A 15,712-nucleotide genomic window follows, 5' to 3' on the forward strand; every position below is an offset into this window, starting at 1 on the left:
AAACTCCCAGCCTATTAGTTCGAATAACTTAAACTCTAGCTTTCAATATATTCAATTTTTTAAATAATTCTGGCGAAGTATAGTGCACAAAAAACAGGAGAGATACCCATGAGTGCCATCTACACCGCATTTTTCACCTACGTCATCATTACTTCGATCACGCCGGGGCCGAATAACATTTTGGCGCTCAGCGTTGCTACCCAGTATGGGCTACAGCGTTCAACCAAAGTCATTGCCGGAATGTTCTGTGGTTACATTGTTTTAATGTTGTTATGTGGCCTTTTTACTTATCACATGGTGAGTCTTTTACCTGTGATTACCCCTTGGCTAACCTGGGTTGGCGCAGCTTATATCGTTTGGTTAGCTTGGGGCATAGCGAAGAGTGATATTAAAGCCGCCTCAGAAGACTCGGAGGGGATCACTGCCCTAACAGGCTTTGGATTGCAGTTCGTAAACGTGAAAATCATTCTGTATGGTGTAACTTCCATTTCAACATTCGTATTACCTTACACGCAGAACATTTACTGGATTTTAGCGACAAGTCTGCTGCTTGCCTTTATCGCATTAGTAAGCAATTTGGCTTGGGCTGTCGCGGGTAAGCTACTTCAATCGCAATTCCAAAAATATGGTAAAGCCATCAACATGACATTAGCTGCGACTTTGCTCTACTGTGCAACACAGTTGTTTGCCTGACTTGATTATCAGCAAACACATCACTACACCAGTGCCAACTTAGTTCAAGCTCGCCGAAATGCGACTTTGTTCTTACTTTTGTAATGGATTGTAAATAGCTGTAAAACACGTTTAAGGGCGCCATCAAGTGTCATTGTTCCCGTCTACATTGTAATCAGAAGGAACCATTAACAGCAGATTCTTTTATGGATGTGGAGGTAGTTATGAAAAAGTACTGTCCTAACTGCAGAACCGAATTAATCGACCACTGCAACAGATTCGTTTGTCCGCGAAACGAGATAGGTGAATGCACTTACGATGGCTACGAAGTCTATCGTCTATACCAAGAAACCCACAATTTGATGGAAAGACATAACCACTCTATCCACGAGAATGGATTGACGACTGTCGATTAATAACAGTATCTTAGATGTAAGAAAAAGGTTTATGGATTAACCTTTTAACAACAAACAATCAATAGGGATAGTTATCGACAGTGGCAGGTAACCAAGATAGATCAAAACCTTTACTGGATAGCGGCAAACACCATTACAACCTACTCGGGTTTGTGGTGTTTCCTGCTATTATTTTTGCTGCAACTATCTTTTACTACCAACCCTCCCCGGCAGGCCTGAGATGGTCCATGCCATGGGTCCCCAGCCTAGACATCAACTTCAGCATTCAGCTCGATGCGCTCTCTTTTGTTTTCGTTGGCTTAATTAGCAGCATCGGCTTTTTTATCCAGCTATATGCCTTGGCATATATGAAAGACAAAGCCGAGCGCTTTTCTTTCCATCTCTACCTCACCCTGTTCATGCTCTCGATGCTCGGGCTGGTATTGAGTGACAACATCATCTTGCTGTTTGTGTTCTGGGAACTCACAACGATAACCTCCTACCTGCTTATCGGCTTCAACCATGAAAATGAAAAATCGCGTAAGAACGCGCTGCAATCATTGGTCGTCACTGGCGCAGGCGGTTTGGCATTGTTGGCCGGCCTAATATTACTGGGACAGATTGCCGGAAGTTACGAGATAAGCACCATTATCGACAAAGCGGTAAACGCTAAAGAAAGTGTTATTCAGCACCCTTACTTTACCCCTTCTTTAGTGCTGGTCCTGCTTGGCGCTTTTACCAAATCGGCCCAATTCCCTTTCCATTTCTGGTTACCGGGCGCTATGGCAGCACCGACGCCGGTCAGTGCCTTCCTACACTCGGCAACCATGGTCAAGGCTGGTATCTACCTGCTGGCGAGGCTTTCCCCTGTATATGCCAGCAGCGATGTCTGGTTTTATACCCTCATCGCAATTGGTGGCTTCACTGCGCTGTGGTCAGCCGTTATTGCGTTGATGCAAAAAGATCTCAAGCTAATGCTGGCGTTCAGTACCAACACTATACTCGGTATCCTTACCTTGTTGCTTGGGATTGGTACCGAAACAGCTTTAGCAGCGGCTATCTTGTTCATCCTTGCCCACGCCTTTTACAAGGCGGCGTTATTCATGGTGGTCGGCAATATCGATAAGGCTACGGGCACACGTGATATTAGGGTACTTTACGGCTTGAAGGCCGTGCTCATTTTCAGTTTTGCCTCCGGCCTGATTGCAGCACTTTCCAAGGCCGGTATTCCCCCCTTGCTGGGATTCCTCAGTAAGGAATATGCCTATAAGGCCGGCTTGGAGGTCCACGGTATCGTGATGTTTGCCTTGGTTATGATTAATGCTGTAATGGTTGCCCTTGCCATTGCCGTAATCTCGCAGCCGTTTTTGCGGGAGAAAATCGAAGATAACCCCACGGTAAAATCTATCGAGGCTGAAATAGGTTTCTGGATCCCACCGATGGTGTTGGCTTGCTGCAGTGTTATCGTACCAACCCTCGGCTTAGGTTGGCTCAATGAGTATGTACTCTCAACGGCAATATTCGAAATCAATCAAGTCGAACAATCTAGCCCTGTTAAATTGTGGCAAGGGATAAACCTTCCCTTAATCATGAGTGCGGTTACTTTGGCACTGGGTATCCTCATCTATAAAAACATGCCATTAGTCACTCAGGCATTGAACAAGATACTTGGCCCGCTTCCTGTAGCCAGCGAAGTTTTTGAAAAATGCATGGCATTAATGCTGTCTGTCGCGACTTGGCAAACAGCGCGATTACAGCAACGCAAACTCAGCGTGTATGCTTTGCTTTTCTTCTCGGTACTTGCCGCGATTTTGTTACTGAGTCCAATTTGGCCAACAGGCGACTTCCTTGAGCGTATCCTTGCTCTCAAACTGTACGAAATGGCTATCGCATTGCTATTGATAGCCGCTGCCCTACTCTGCGTGTTCTCTACTTCGCGACTACTGTCGATAGCAGGCCTTGGCGCAATTGGCTTTTTGATGACCTTGGTCTTTATGATTTACAGCGCACCTGACGTTGCCAAAACCCTGCTGCTGGTTGAAACTTTGATGGTGGTATTTGTCGCGCTGTTAATTCGCCATCTGCCCCATTTCAGTACTGTAGCCATGCACTCTGTAGGCCGTAGGGCATTCCATGCGGCTATCGCAGCCGTTATCGGGCTTTCTGTTACAGCGCTGCTTATTACTATTACCAAGTCACCGCTTGATTCTCCACTTGCGGACTTTTTCGCTCAAAACAGTGTCCCTGGGGGGCATGGCCGTAATATCGTCAATGTTATTTTGGTCGATTTCAGGGCTTTCGATACCATGGGTGAGGCTATTGTCGTCGTTATCGCAGCAATCGCAGCCATTAGCCTATTTAAAGACCACTCCCAGCAGCAAAACCGGATTCCATCTCTTATTTTCGGTACAACTGCCCATATTGTTTCCGTATTGATGATGGTCTTTTCCGTATATCTCCTACTTCGAGGTCATAACTCTCCGGGAGGCGGCTTCATCGGTGCATTGATTGCTGTCATCGGTTTGACCCTGCTAATTTTTGCCGAATCACCGAAATATGTCAGGGAGCGACTTGGCTATAGGCCATTGAATATTGCATTGTTTGGGGTGTTCCTGAGTTTGCTGGCCGGTGCAATCGGCTTTGTAATGGGGCAACCTTTCTTAACCGGGATCTGGTGGAAGGAGATTTTACCATTAGGCACACCACTGATTTTCGATGTTGGTATCTACCTTGCCGTCATCGGCGGCGTGCTCGAGGTCTTGCTAAGAGTCAATGAGGAGCTCGACTAATGGAAATACTTTGGAGCTTGGTCGTTGGGGTGTTTGTTACAGCTGGGGTCTACCTGATGCTGGAGCGCCATATTATCCGCATCCTGCTTGGCCTTATCTTAATCAGCAACGCTGTCAATTTGGCTATTTTCACCGCTGGCCGTCTCACTCCCGGAAACCCGCCGCTGATCGATCTTGGCTCGGTCTTACCGCCGGACGGGACTGCTGACCCTTTGCCGCAAGCACTGATTCTGACCGCCATCGTTATCGGCTTCGGGTTATTGGTTTTCGCATTGATGTTGCTTTATCGGGCATACAGTGAAACAGGTTCTGCTGATGTCGATGCCATGCAACGTTCAGAGGAGGATCAATGACCTCAGTTTGGCTCACACTGCCTGTCGTATTATCATTATTGACTGCAACCGGTGGTTTTTTCGTCCGTAACAACCACAAGGCCATCAACTGGATCAGTGGCTCAAGCGTTATCTTGTCTGTATTTTGTAGTGTGCAGCTGTTGGCTGATATCACCACAAACGGCCCTTATGCCGTAGCCTTCGGTAACTGGATGGCACCATTTGGTATTGTGTTCGTGGCAGATTTCCTCGCCGTCGCAATGACAGTTATCACCGCAATCATTGGTGCGGTTACTGTGTTTTATGCCATGGCCGATCTCAAGCACAAGCCCTCCTACGGCCTCTACCATGTGCTATTCCATGTCCTACTAGCAGGGGTATACGGTGCATTTCTGACCGGCGATATCTTTAACCTCTATGTATGGTTCGAAGTGATGCTTATCGCCTCGTTCGGTTTGATGATTGTCGATGCCGAGCGCAAGCAGATTGACGGTGCAGTCAAATACGTCTTGCTCAACTTGATTTCGACTCTGGTCTTTTTGTTGGCAATCGGCTTGACCTATGGGGCAACGGGAACCTTGAACCTTGCCGATCTCCACCTCAAGTTCCCGGGTGTCGAGACACAAACTGCGGCATTGCTATCTGCCCTATTCCTATTTACCTTTGCCATCAAATCAGCCCTATTCCCGCTATTTGCCTGGCTTCCGGCGTCATACCATACACTGCCAAGTGCCGTTGTCGCCTTATTTGCAGCCTTGCTGACCAAGGTAGGGGTTTATGCCCTGATCCGGATATTCACCTTGGTATTCCCGCTTACTGAAACCGGTTGGCAACCCCTCTTGATTTGGGTCAGCGGACTAACCATGCTTACCGGTGTATTGGGCGCAGCCAGCCAATTTGATATCAAAAAGATCCTTTCTTTCCATATCATCAGCCAGATTGGCTACATGATTATGGGTCTGGCCCTATATACGCCAATCGCTATTGCTGGTGCGATTTTCTATATCATTCACCACATCATCGTAAAGGCGAACCTATTTTTGATTGGTGGCTTTATCGAGAGAAAATACGGAACAAGCCAGTTACGCCACTTAGGCGGCGTCTATAAAGCGATGCCATGGTTGGCCTTCCTGTTCCTGATCCCCGCTTTCTCTCTAGCCGGCTTCCCGCCCCTTTCAGGGTTCTGGGGCAAGTTTCTAGTTATCAAGGCCAGTATTATCAATGACTACAATCTCTTGGCAGCAACTGCTCTGGTGGTTGGCCTACTGACTATTTTCTCGATGACGAAAATATGGAGCGAAGCCTTCTGGAAAGCACCGGTAGCCAAGCAAACCGCCGTGGAACTCCCACTTTCGGCCACGTTGCTATATTGCTTGCCCATTGCGACCTTAACGGTAATGACGATAACTATCGGGCTTGTCGCTCAACCCTTCTTCGAGTTTGCCAACGAGGCGGCGGAGCAAGTTCTCAACCCAGTACAGTACATTCACGCTGTATTAGGCGAGCCATAAAGGAGTACAAGAATGAGCTATTTTATTCTAAACCTATTTCTTGCAATGGCTTGGACACTGATTAACGGCCAATACAGTAGTTTGGACTTTATTGTCGGCTTTGTGGTCGGGTATTTTATCCTCAGCCTCTGCCAACCATTCGGATTGAAAACCGGTTACTTCAAGAAATTTACGGCATTCGTAAAACTCGTTATCTATTTCTGCTACGAAATGATCGTTTCTGTCGCAAAGGTTGTCTGGGATGTAATAACCCCTACCCATTTAAGCCAACCGGACATCGTCTACGTCCCACTTGATGCAGAAACAGACCTCGAGATAACTCTGCTAGCCAACATGGTGTCATTGACACCGGGTAGTTTGAGCCTTGATGTCACAGCCGACAAGAAATTCCTCATCTTGCATGTCATGTTTGCGCCTGACCATGACAGCGTGAAAAAGGACATCAAGCAAGGCCTCGAAGCCCGGATATTGGAGGTAACACGTGGCTGATTTCCTTCAGATAAGCATTCAACTCTCTTACATCGGTTTGATTATTAGTCTGGCGCTCGCCTTTATTCGCCTGATACTCGGGCCAACCTTGGCTGACCGGGTGGTTGCGTTGGATCTAATTTCTTTTGTCACTATCGGTTTTATCGCTGTATATACCCTAGACAGCGGACAAAAGTCATTGCTCGACGTCGCCATCACCCTCGCACTAGTCGCTTTCCTTGGCACTATTGCGTTTGCCCGGCTGATCACCAAACAGAAGCTTGATAAGGGTTAACCATGGACATTTTAATCAGCATACTGCTACTTTTCGGTACCTTTTTTACCCTTGTCGCTAGCCTCGGGATTGTCCGTATGCCTGATCTCTATACCCGTATGCATGCTGCAACGAAAGCGGGTACCGTAGGGATTTGTTTCCTTTTGTTGGCAGTTTCATTCTCGATGCCTGAAGTTACAGTGATTTCTAGGGTCATCGGCACGATACTATTCTTATTTATTACCGCCCCTGTTGCAGCCCACCTGCTCGGCAAGGCCATGCAGCAAGCCAACTATCAAATTTGGCGCAATAAGAAGTAGTTGGCTTCAGATTCGACATTGTCGAATCTTCATCAATTTGTACCCAATATTGGCTTAATCCAGCCATCCCTAAATTAGAATTCAGCGGTGCAAAAACAATCGATGAGGAATTTTCAATGTCTACGGTATTAATCACTGGTGCTAACCGCGGTTTAGGGCTGGAATTTGTCCGCCAATACACAGCAAAGGGTTGGCAGGTTTTGGCTGCATGCCGCTCACCGGAGCGTGCAACAGAATTGAATGAATTGGCAAAACAGCACACAGAAATTAAGCTACTCACGCTTGATGTGACCAAAGAGTCAGATATCAATGCCCTAGCCCAACAACTAAACGGCCAGGCGATTGATCATCTGGTCCTCAATGCTGGTGTACTTGGCGATGACTGCGCAACGCTTGGTGATATGACACAAGCTAAATGGCTGGAAGTACTGACAATCAATACCATTGCCCCTGCCTTATTAATTCAAGCTTTGCGCGACAATGTAGCCGCTAGCGAGCATAAAACCATCATTGGTATATCAACACGAGTGGCGAGTATCAGCGATAACAGCTCTGGTAATATGTACAGCTACCGCACATCAAAAGCTGCATTGAACCAAATTTTGGTTTCTGCCGCCCAAAACCTTCGTGAGCAAGAAGTGAAAACCCTTGCTATCCACCCAGGCTGGGTCCAGACGGATATGGGGGGTGAGAAGGCGACATTCACACCTGCACAAAGCGTATCTGGGATCATCAATGAGGCTGAGAAGCTAACACTGGAAGAGTCAGGGAGTTTCCGTGTCTTTGATGGTACAAGCATAGGATGGTAAGTCTCTGACGCGGCATGTCGTAATCTATTTACCGCAGATCTCACCAACCAGTGACAATAAGCCACTGGTTGGTAGTTCTTATCATAAGATCTTTGGTTCGGTACCGGGTTTGGCATAACTCAACCGGCCAAGGCGTTGAGTTACGTGGTAACTATCAAGGCCTGAGATTGCCACGCTCCCCAATGATTCGATATCAAGGTATCCCGTTTCAGTCGCTGCACTTTCCTCGAACTCTAGATGAGTGATCTCCCCGACCACCAACTCAACACCGTTTATTTCTAGTGTCTGGCAAGATCGCAAAGCCAAAGCGTACTTCAAACGACTCTCTGCAACAAAAGGCGCATTTATTCCATCCCGCCATTGGGGTGTCAGGCCAACTTCAGTGAATTCAGAAACGGTTTCCGGATACCGGGCTGACGTTTGGTGTGCTTTCTGCCATATCTCATGGTTGACGTGGTTTATTGTGTATTCACCAGCCGCCAAAATATTTTCAAGCGTATCCCGCCTTACCGAGTGAGGACGCATGATCATTCCTATCAATGCTGGGTTGGCACCAAGGTGAAAGACAGAACTCACTATGGCTAAATTGGTATTGCCTGCGCCATCTTGGGTGCCGACCAAATTGGCACTTTTGAAGCCTGACAAACTGTTAATTAAATTAGCCCGATACCGGTCATCCATATCCATTAAATCGGCTTTGCAAACAAACATGATGATCACCTTTGTCAAACATGAAACTTGTAATAAACGTCTTGTTTCATACTCTTGGGCATTGCGTTTTGATCACTTCTGATACTCAAGTAAATCGGCTTTTCTCCCCCGTTAACGCAACGAATTACTACTACAATAGAGTTACCTTCAAAATTATACGAGATTTTTTTACCATATAAGCAACTGAATTTTAATGATTTTATGTTCTAAAACCAATATACGCAGCTAGGTTACTAAAAGTTAACTAATTGCATTCAAACTCTAGGTAACCATAATAAACCACATCAAGCAAAACGATTGAAATTATCGTTACAACAGTACAGTCCAGTGACATCAATTGAAGGATTCAGTTATGAGCAACGTTCTTATCATCAACGCCCATGAGCCATCACCTTTTTCAGAAGGCAAATTGAATGCAGCCTTAGTAGAAAAAGCGCGAACCCAGCTAGAAGCCAAAGGGCATGAGGTTCGAGTTGTGACTATGCAGGACGAAATTGTGGTCGATGAGCAACTTGGCCACTTTGACTGGGCGGATCGTGTCATCTTGCAATCACCAGTCAACTGGATGACGATTCCATGGTCTTTCAAGCGTTATATGGATGATGTTTTCACTGCAGGTATGGGTGGGACTTTATGTAATTTTGATGGTCGCAGCTCAGAAAACCCGACTAAAAACTACGGTACTGGCGGCACTCAAACTAACACTAAATATATGCTTTCTTTCACTTTCAATGCGCCAGAAGAATCATTCAACGACGAGAGTGAATACTTGTTCGAAGGCAAAAGTGTCGACGATTTGATGTTCCATATGCATGCTAACTTCCGTTTCTTCGGCATGTCTGCACTACCGACATTCGCGTGCTATGACGTAATGAAAAATGGCGATATCGAAAACGACTTCAAACGCTTTGAAGCGCATCTTGACGCCAATTTTTAACAGGAGCAGTAAGATGAGCAAGTTCACCTACTACACCGCAGACAATGCACCAGAAGAATCAAAAGAGTTGGTCGCGCAGTCCCTAAAAGGGTTTGGCATGTTACCCAACCTGCACAGCGTTTTGGCAGAGGCTCCGGCAACGTACCAAGCCTACAATACGACCTTTGATTTGTTCATGAAAAACACGACATTTAGCCCGTTGGAACAACAAGTCGTATTCATGACAGCTAATTTCGAAAACAACTGCCATTATTGCGTTCCCGGCCACACTTGGATGATGAAAGCTGGCAAGATGCCAGAGGATGTGATTGAAGCATTGCGTGAAGGCACTGTCATCCCCGACGCCAAACTGCAAGCGCTGCATGACTTTGCAAAAGCACTGTTGGATAACCGTGGCCACATTGGCGACGAGCGGCTGCAAGCTTTCTTGGATGTAGGATACACCAAGAGACAAGCTCTGGAAGTACTGACTGGCCTGTCTGCGAAGTTAATCTCCAACTTCACAAATGCGTTGGCCCATACCCAAACAGATAAACCTTTTGAAAAATTCGCTTGGACACACCCTAGCGAAAGGTAGAAGCCCTCACCTGAAACCCCAGAAACAGAACAAGCCAATCGCTTGTTCTGTTTTTCATTCTGCTAGCTGATCATTCAATCTCCATCATTAACTTTTAGTTATCTTAAAGGTAATTCTCAGCCTGTTTTCGGTTAATAAAAACTCATCTACTATTTTCTCAACACAACAAGATTAAGAGAACATAAGATGATTTCATTCAAGCAGCTCCTTGTCGCAATTACACTTTCTACCTCAGTAACTTTTCCTGCCGTCGCCGAAACCGAGGTAACACCAACAACATTCGAGTCGGTGATCTCGCTACCAGCAGGACATTTTTTTGAAAACCTTACCTATCTCAACAAAGACGAGTTAATCGCGACAGATTACACCGGTATGTCACTGTATAAATATCATCTTGATGGCAAAGCTAAACTCTGGGCAAAAGTCGACGGTCACCCTGTTTCACTTCGGTTTGGCGAAGGGGGCAATGGCTTGCTTTCTGTCCATGAAATTTCAATCCTAGAAGGTGATAGCTTTGTAAACAGCATGGCACTTTTCAAAATCAATCAAGATAGTCAGCTTGAACGTCTGATCGGTCTGGATACACCTGCTTTTCTCAATGGAATGGCTTATTTGGGCAACCAAGAATATCTCATTGCAGATGCACTCAATGGCAAAATTTACAAATTCGATATGGCATCGAACAAACTCTCAGTCTGGCTTGAAGATACGATGCTGCAACCGGAAAAAGATCGCCCAGGACTACCGGGTATCAACGGCATTCAGCTCCATGAAGGAGATTTATATTTCACCAATTCAGCCAAACAAATTGTGGGGAAAATTGACATTACCGAAGGCCGTGCAGGTGAAATTACAGTGTTGGCCGATGATATCCAAGCAGATGATTTTACCATTGATGAAAAAGGCACTTGGTTGATCACGACACACCATCATGAGGTGATCAAATATACTCAGGACGGAACAAAAACGGTGATCCTCAATCATGGCATAGATGGCAATACCGCAATCCAGCCGAGTACCCGCGAAGATAACGTTTTCTATATCACCAATGATGGCGGCTTGCTATTTGGTGGCGAGGAGAATGCCGGACTACACAAAATAGCCCTGTAATAGCCAATTATTGTATTCACGAACGAAAAATGGCGACGGCCTTCCCGTCGCCATCCAATTCACCACTTCACGATTCCTAGTGTCACTTTTACCCCACCTACCAAGGTTGACCCTCCGTAATCCTTGGCAAGGCGCAACAAAGTGTCATGAAATCCTAGATTAGGAAACGCCGCTTCCACTTCAGCAATCGTTTCTTTGCTCAATCCTTTTCGAATGGTCCCTTTTGAAGCATCTATCCAATCGGCTTTGCGGCAGGCTTCAATCACCTTTTGGTGAACCCCTTTATAAGGTGAGATCTTATGGTGCCAGTGGATTGCACCGCGTAGTGCCTCAGGGTCCAGGCCCCAGTCAAATTTCTCATTATCGGCCAGTGCCACGGCTTCGGAGGGCTCCAAGTATGCCAATTCATGATCGGTCCATAGCCCAATATCGTGATAAACAAAGGCCGTTTCGACCAACTGCTCATACTCCGCATCATTTCCCAGAAAATGCATGGCGTAAGTAATGGTGCGATAAACATGGTTCCGGTAGCCGGGATAATCATCACCGATCTGGTCTTTGTACCGTGCAAATAGCATTTCAACACGTGGACGCTCAAGCTGTATTTCTATCTGGGCCATGCCTCATGCTCCTTTAGAGAAAGTGTTATACGCTTTGGTCACTGGAATGATGATTTGAGAAAACAATGCGGTTCCCCAAAGCAAATTCGCGACTATGGATGGAACAAATGCAACCGTTGCCAAGGTTACCAATGCCATTGCAATACCGAATGCCCTCACTTTGGCCGTCGCAAACCGATGAGCGGTTCGTAGCTCTATCACATCTTGTATTTTCAATAAGCAATAAAGATAGGACACCAGTCCCAAGCAGCCAATTACTGCGTATTTCAGTGGGTACTGGTCAAGGAAAGAGACCTTTACCTCGGCCGATAAAGCAACACCAATTGTTACCGCTGACAGCATCAATATTAGATGGGCAATGACCCATTTGACCAATGTCTTAGGCTTATCATCCCTTGGCTTGCCATTTCCGACAAAATCAAAATAGATCCAACACAGGACGAAAATGGCTGCACCACCCAAGACATAATTAAAGAACACATCGACTACAACCTGATCGATGCCTTTATCCGCCAAGGTAATAACCAGTTTGAAAAAGCCCTCACCGGCAACAATAAGTAACAACAGTGCGAATCGCTCTGCCATATGACCAAACCGAGGGATGAATCGCTGACAATGCAGTACACCCACTTTAGGCGTGACATATAAAATAGCCAGCAGCAACATAGCAAAGCTAAACACCAGATAACTATAAGGTTTGGGCAAGAAGGCACTAACAATAAACAGGATTGCTCCAATTAAAAAATTTCGGGCTAACCGACTTGGTAACTCTGCTTCGGTATCCCCAACAAATCTCGCCCGCCAATATAGCAAGGCAATAATGGCCCGGTTAATGGCATAGCCTACCGCGAAATATGACCAGCCACCTCCGTCTATGTGGATTATGGAAGCCGACATCACCATGATGGTAATGATCTGTGATGCCATGATGTAACGGTGCTGTATATCGGTGCTGACGTAAAGGGAGTTAAACAAGCTTAAATCAAACCAGGCAAACCAGATCACCACAAATAAGGCGGCAAAAATGGCAAACCCTACTGGATTGAGGTGTTGGCTAAGATAGTTACCCAGCACAAAGATAGCAACAACATGGACGAGGTCGTAAAACAGCTCTATCCAGTGCACATGTTCCGAGCTTCCATCTGAATCTAAATGATGCTGCGGTTTACGCCAAAGAGGATGTTTAGATAAACTCATTTTAACCCCTACCTGCCTTTCGATTTCTTCCATTTTTTCTCATTATCATCTGATTATATTCTCTTTTTCTTACTTCCATACTTTCGAGCACATTTCGGTAAAAGCCTGTTACGCAGGCATGCCGTCCATCTGTGCTTTTCGCTCAGTGGTTTATTATGGTAACCTTAGTACACGAATCAACCAGTATACTTTTTGTAACCTTGATAATGAGGTGGATAGCGTGGAAGGCGTCGTAAATATTGATAGCAAAGGGCGCAAGTCAGTCGCCAATGTGTGTAAGGAGCCGTGTGCCATAGAGAAAGGCATGCGCCTGATTGGTGGTAAGTGGAAAGGCTCACTGATCTATCATCTGAAAGACGGACCTGTCCGTTTCAATGACTTGGCACGCCTTCTGGGTGGTGCAAGCAAGAAAATGGTCGACCAGCGTCTTAAAGAACTTGAAGCTGAAGGCATGGTGATTCGCAAAGTGATCAGTGACCGCCCTATCGCCGTCAGCTATGAACTCACTGAGTTTGGCCGCACCGCCCTAAAAATATTGGATGACTTACGCGTATGGTCCGAGAGCCATAAGCTGTAATCCATTATTAAAACAAATCAGTAATGCGAGGTTTGAGCAATGGCTAAATCGCTAGAACAAGCAAACGAACTACTCAGGAGCTGGGGGGCGACTATTGCCCAGTGCAATACAGCCTTTCCTACAACCGCTGACCAAATTGAATCAGACACTAGGATCAACACCCTGTTTTCAATTCAGGAAAGCCTTGAGCTATTGTTCAATGATGCCAAACAACGCCAAGGCTTTATGACGTCAACACACAAAAACATGTTCGACAATCACAAGCCATTATCTCTTATTGCCAATGGTAAGCTCGATGACTTGATTGAAGTGCAACGTCAGATCAGAAGTCTTGTGTGTATATAGGATAGTGAATCAAATAAGGCCTCATGGAAATATCTTTAAAAAGCAAAAAGATACAACATGCCCTTCAAGCCAATTAAATTCTGCTTGCAATGGTTCAATCATAGGAATACCATTAATCGTAATTTAACGATGAAGACAGTTGCTAAGAACTATGGTCGATTGCTTAACTAACCTTGCCCCAATCAAAGTGGATGAAGCGACCGAGAAAGAAATCGCTGCCTACGCTAAGGCTATTAGCCATCCGGCACGCGTTCGCTTGCTAAAGATCCTTGCTAGTGGCCAATGCCTAGGCTCTGATCTTGTTGAGCAACTTGATCTGGCGCAGTCCACTATTTCCGAGCACCTGCGGGTACTCAAGCAAGCAGGGCTTGTACATGCTGAAGTACAGCACCCTCGTACTTGCTTCAGCATAAAACCTGAAGCACTACAAAGAATGAAAGACTTACTTGGCTATCTAGCCTAAAAGTCTGTAATGCCTGGCAGGGATTTCTCTCAGGCATTTTTTATTCCCAAGCTAATCGTAATTCGACGATTAGCGATAAACAAGGTACTAATAATCATGGGCATTTTTGAACGTTACCTCAGTGTCTGGATCGGACTGGCTATGGTGGCCGGCCTACTCGGCGGCACCGCTTTTCCGGGACTTTTCTCTTTCATGGGTGGGTTGGAGTACGCCAACATTAACTTCATCATCGCGGTGCTGATTTGGCTGATGATTTATCCGATGATGATGCAAATCGACTTTTCATCAATCAAAGATATTCACCGTCGTCCGAAGGGGTTAATCGTTACTCTTACGGTAAACTGGCTGATCAAGCCTTTTACTATGGCGTTTTTGGCTGTCTTGTTCATCAAACACCTATTCGGCGATATGATGGGTTTAATTACGCCTGATCTGGCCAATGAGTACATTGCGGGCATGATCCTACTCGGCGTGGCACCCTGTACAGCGATGGTCTTTGTGTGGAGTCAATTAACCAAAGGTGATGCCAACTACACCTTGGTTCAGGTTGCCGTCAATGACCTGATTATGGTTGTTGCATTCGCTCCTCTTGCTGCATTCCTATTGGGTGTCACTGATGTGACTGTACCATGGAGCACGCTCATCATTGCTGTGGTCCTGTATATTGTTATTCCGCTAATTGCAGGCTTGATAACCCGTAAAGTATTGAAGTCAGAGCAGGCGCTGCAGCGCTTTGGTAGCAAAGTGAAGCCACTTTCAATCCTTGGTTTGATCAGTACTGTTGTTCTGCTATTCGGTTTCCAGGCTCCACAAATTCTGGCTAACCCTCTGGATATTGTATTAATTGCTATCCCTCTGATCATTCAGACATTCTTGATTTTTGCTATCGCCTACTACTGGATGTTCAAATGGAAAGAACCTCACCGTGTCGCTGCACCTGGCGGTATGATCGGTGCTTCTAACTTCTTTGAACTGGCAGTAGCTGTTGCTATCAGCTTGTTCGGCCTGCATTCGGGCGCAGCACTGGCGACAGTCGTTGGTGTACTGGTTGAAGTACCCGTCATGCTAGCCCTCGTTGCTTATGCCAACAAAACCCGCGAGAAGTTCCCGGTTGCCCACGCAGCCTAACTCCTATCGATACCTGCCCCTGAAATCAGGGGCAGACCCGACTCTCTATCAATAATCAAAATCAATAACGGAACCCTAATTATGTCTACTATTACTGTTTTTGATCCTGCAATGTGTTGTTCTTCTGGTGTTTGTGGACCAAAACCAGACCAAAAACTGTCTGTCTTTTCTGCCGATCTACAGCACCTTGAATCACAAGGCCACAAAGTAACCCGTTATAACCTAGCCCAAGAACCAGCCGCTTTCGTATCGAATCTTACGGTCAAGGCGCTGCTTGATGCACATAAGAACGAAGCCCTGCCAATTATCATCAGGGACGGAGAGTTGATAAGTTATGGCAGCTATCCTTCCCGTGACCAACTTATTGTCTTAGTTCAAGGTAATAACGTAGAGGGTAATTCAGCTGAAGGTGATCAAGCTGAAAATTCAGATGCCAAATCTACCAGCTGTTGTTGCAGCGGTGGCTGCTAAGGAGCT

Annotated in this window: 19 protein-coding genes; 16 read left to right on the forward strand and 3 right to left on the reverse strand. The window is 46.0% G+C overall.

Going from position 1 to position 15,712, the window contains the following annotated elements; genetic code table 11:
• The first annotated feature begins 108 nt into the window (after positions 1-108).
• From eamB to C9J01_RS04415, 8 genes are all read left to right on the forward strand, one after another.
• Complete coding sequence (eamB, locus tag C9J01_RS04380) at positions 109-693, forward strand: cysteine/O-acetylserine transporter (RefSeq protein WP_107296868.1); 585 nt, start codon at positions 109-111, stop codon at positions 691-693.
• Positions 694-1,315: 622 nt separating this feature from the next.
• Positions 1,316-3,856 (forward strand): hydrogen gas-evolving membrane-bound hydrogenase subunit E, encoded by a 2,541-nt coding sequence (gene mbhE / locus C9J01_RS04385; RefSeq protein WP_107297421.1) that lies wholly within the window; start codon positions 1,316-1,318, stop codon positions 3,854-3,856.
• Positions 3,856-4,209 (forward strand): Na+/H+ antiporter subunit C, encoded by a 354-nt coding sequence (locus C9J01_RS04390; protein WP_107296869.1) that lies wholly within the window; start codon positions 3,856-3,858, stop codon positions 4,207-4,209. The genes mbhE and C9J01_RS04390 overlap by 1 nt, the downstream gene beginning before the upstream one ends.
• Complete coding sequence (locus C9J01_RS04395; protein ID WP_107296870.1) at positions 4,206-5,699, forward strand: proton-conducting transporter transmembrane domain-containing protein; 1,494 nt, start codon at positions 4,206-4,208, stop codon at positions 5,697-5,699. Before C9J01_RS04390 ends, C9J01_RS04395 begins: the two co-directional genes overlap by 4 nt.
• Before the next feature lie 12 nt (positions 5,700-5,711).
• On the forward strand, positions 5,712-6,188 hold the full coding sequence (locus tag C9J01_RS04400) for a Na+/H+ antiporter subunit E (protein ID WP_107296871.1): 477 nt from the start codon (positions 5,712-5,714) through the stop codon (positions 6,186-6,188).
• Positions 6,181-6,462 carry a monovalent cation/H+ antiporter complex subunit F gene (locus tag C9J01_RS04405; RefSeq protein WP_107296872.1) on the forward strand — a complete coding sequence of 94 codons (282 nt, stop codon included), beginning with the start codon at positions 6,181-6,183 and terminating at the stop codon, positions 6,460-6,462. Before C9J01_RS04400 ends, C9J01_RS04405 begins: the two co-directional genes overlap by 8 nt.
• A gap of 2 nt (positions 6,463-6,464) precedes the next feature.
• Positions 6,465-6,761 (forward strand): monovalent cation/H(+) antiporter subunit G, encoded by a 297-nt coding sequence (mnhG, locus tag C9J01_RS04410; protein ID WP_107296873.1) that lies wholly within the window; start codon positions 6,465-6,467, stop codon positions 6,759-6,761.
• A 116-nt stretch (positions 6,762-6,877) separates the two neighbouring features.
• Entirely contained in the window at positions 6,878-7,570 is a 693-nt protein-coding gene (locus C9J01_RS04415) for an SDR family oxidoreductase (RefSeq protein ID WP_107296874.1), read from the forward strand.
• An 81-nt stretch (positions 7,571-7,651) separates the two neighbouring features.
• On the opposite strand, the gene C9J01_RS04420 is transcribed toward C9J01_RS04415, so the two are convergent.
• Positions 7,652-8,281, reverse strand: coding sequence for a flavin reductase family protein (locus tag C9J01_RS04420; protein ID WP_107296875.1), 630 nt, complete (start codon positions 8,279-8,281; stop codon positions 7,652-7,654).
• A gap of 352 nt (positions 8,282-8,633) precedes the next feature.
• Here C9J01_RS04420 and C9J01_RS04425 point away from each other — a divergent pair, with 352 nt between their 5' ends.
• The 3 genes from C9J01_RS04425 (at position 8,634) to C9J01_RS04435 (ending at position 10,905) form a co-directional block, all read left to right on the forward strand.
• Positions 8,634-9,218, forward strand: coding sequence for an NAD(P)H-dependent oxidoreductase (locus C9J01_RS04425; protein WP_107296876.1), 585 nt, complete (start codon positions 8,634-8,636; stop codon positions 9,216-9,218).
• Positions 9,219-9,231: 13 nt separating this feature from the next.
• Positions 9,232-9,795 carry a carboxymuconolactone decarboxylase family protein gene (locus C9J01_RS04430; RefSeq protein WP_107296877.1) on the forward strand — a complete coding sequence of 188 codons (564 nt, stop codon included), beginning with the start codon at positions 9,232-9,234 and terminating at the stop codon, positions 9,793-9,795.
• A gap of 186 nt (positions 9,796-9,981) precedes the next feature.
• On the forward strand, positions 9,982-10,905 hold the full coding sequence (locus C9J01_RS04435) for an SMP-30/gluconolactonase/LRE family protein (protein WP_107296878.1): 924 nt from the start codon (positions 9,982-9,984) through the stop codon (positions 10,903-10,905).
• Positions 10,906-10,964: 59 nt separating this feature from the next.
• Here the strand turns inward: C9J01_RS04435 and C9J01_RS04440 are convergent, their stop codons facing one another.
• A complete protein-coding gene (locus C9J01_RS04440) occupies positions 10,965-11,525 on the reverse strand; it encodes a phosphohydrolase (protein WP_107296879.1) in 561 nt (186 codons plus the stop codon).
• Positions 11,526-11,528: 3 nt separating this feature from the next.
• Positions 11,529-12,722: a low temperature requirement protein A gene (locus C9J01_RS04445; RefSeq protein WP_107297422.1), complete on the reverse strand. Its 1,194-nt coding sequence runs from the start codon at positions 12,720-12,722 to the stop codon at positions 11,529-11,531.
• Between the two features lie 220 nt (positions 12,723-12,942).
• Between C9J01_RS04445 and C9J01_RS04450 the strand changes: the two genes are divergently transcribed.
• From C9J01_RS04450 to arsD, 5 genes are all read left to right on the forward strand, one after another.
• Positions 12,943-13,299 carry a winged helix-turn-helix transcriptional regulator gene (locus tag C9J01_RS04450; protein ID WP_107297423.1) on the forward strand — a complete coding sequence of 119 codons (357 nt, stop codon included), beginning with the start codon at positions 12,943-12,945 and terminating at the stop codon, positions 13,297-13,299.
• Between the two features lie 39 nt (positions 13,300-13,338).
• Positions 13,339-13,644, forward strand: coding sequence for a hypothetical protein (locus tag C9J01_RS04455; RefSeq protein WP_107296880.1), 306 nt, complete (start codon positions 13,339-13,341; stop codon positions 13,642-13,644).
• Positions 13,645-13,795: 151 nt separating this feature from the next.
• The gene (locus C9J01_RS04460) at positions 13,796-14,107 is read left to right on the forward strand and encodes an ArsR/SmtB family transcription factor (protein ID WP_107296881.1); all 312 of its coding nucleotides are present in this window, start codon (positions 13,796-13,798) and stop codon (positions 14,105-14,107) included.
• A gap of 96 nt (positions 14,108-14,203) precedes the next feature.
• Positions 14,204-15,235: an ACR3 family arsenite efflux transporter gene (gene arsB, locus C9J01_RS04465; RefSeq protein ID WP_107296882.1), complete on the forward strand. Its 1,032-nt coding sequence runs from the start codon at positions 14,204-14,206 to the stop codon at positions 15,233-15,235.
• 81 nt (positions 15,236-15,316) lie between these two features.
• Positions 15,317-15,706, forward strand: coding sequence for an arsenite efflux transporter metallochaperone ArsD (arsD, locus tag C9J01_RS04470; RefSeq protein ID WP_107296883.1), 390 nt, complete (start codon positions 15,317-15,319; stop codon positions 15,704-15,706).
• The last annotated feature ends 6 nt before the right edge of the window (positions 15,707-15,712 follow it).

Origin of the sequence: Photobacterium rosenbergii (assembly GCF_003026455.1) — a bacterium.
GTDB classification, from domain to species: domain Bacteria; phylum Pseudomonadota; class Gammaproteobacteria; order Enterobacterales; family Vibrionaceae; genus Photobacterium; species Photobacterium rosenbergii.

Coding starts and splice junctions, on each gene's coding strand:
- eamB (WP_107296868.1), top strand. CDS start 109: ATGAGTGCCATCTACACCGCATTTTTCACCTACGTCATCATTACTTCG.
- mbhE (WP_107297421.1), top strand. CDS start 1,316: ATGCCATGGGTCCCCAGCCTAGACATCAACTTCAGCATTCAGCTCGAT.
- C9J01_RS04390 (WP_107296869.1), top strand. CDS start 3,856: ATGGAAATACTTTGGAGCTTGGTCGTTGGGGTGTTTGTTACAGCTGGG.
- C9J01_RS04395 (WP_107296870.1), top strand. CDS start 4,206: ATGACCTCAGTTTGGCTCACACTGCCTGTCGTATTATCATTATTGACT.
- C9J01_RS04400 (WP_107296871.1), top strand. CDS start 5,712: ATGAGCTATTTTATTCTAAACCTATTTCTTGCAATGGCTTGGACACTG.
- mnhG (WP_107296873.1), top strand. CDS start 6,465: ATGGACATTTTAATCAGCATACTGCTACTTTTCGGTACCTTTTTTACC.
- C9J01_RS04415 (WP_107296874.1), top strand. CDS start 6,878: ATGTCTACGGTATTAATCACTGGTGCTAACCGCGGTTTAGGGCTGGAA.
- C9J01_RS04420 (WP_107296875.1), bottom strand. CDS start 8,281: ATGTTTGTTTGCAAAGCCGATTTAATGGATATGGATGACCGGTATCGG.
- C9J01_RS04425 (WP_107296876.1), top strand. CDS start 8,634: ATGAGCAACGTTCTTATCATCAACGCCCATGAGCCATCACCTTTTTCA.
- C9J01_RS04430 (WP_107296877.1), top strand. CDS start 9,232: ATGAGCAAGTTCACCTACTACACCGCAGACAATGCACCAGAAGAATCA.
- C9J01_RS04435 (WP_107296878.1), top strand. CDS start 9,982: ATGATTTCATTCAAGCAGCTCCTTGTCGCAATTACACTTTCTACCTCA.
- C9J01_RS04440 (WP_107296879.1), bottom strand. CDS start 11,525: ATGGCCCAGATAGAAATACAGCTTGAGCGTCCACGTGTTGAAATGCTA.
- C9J01_RS04445 (WP_107297422.1), bottom strand. CDS start 12,722: ATGAGTTTATCTAAACATCCTCTTTGGCGTAAACCGCAGCATCATTTA.
- C9J01_RS04455 (WP_107296880.1), top strand. CDS start 13,339: ATGGCTAAATCGCTAGAACAAGCAAACGAACTACTCAGGAGCTGGGGG.
- C9J01_RS04460 (WP_107296881.1), top strand. CDS start 13,796: ATGGTCGATTGCTTAACTAACCTTGCCCCAATCAAAGTGGATGAAGCG.
- arsB (WP_107296882.1), top strand. CDS start 14,204: ATGGGCATTTTTGAACGTTACCTCAGTGTCTGGATCGGACTGGCTATG.
- arsD (WP_107296883.1), top strand. CDS start 15,317: ATGTCTACTATTACTGTTTTTGATCCTGCAATGTGTTGTTCTTCTGGT.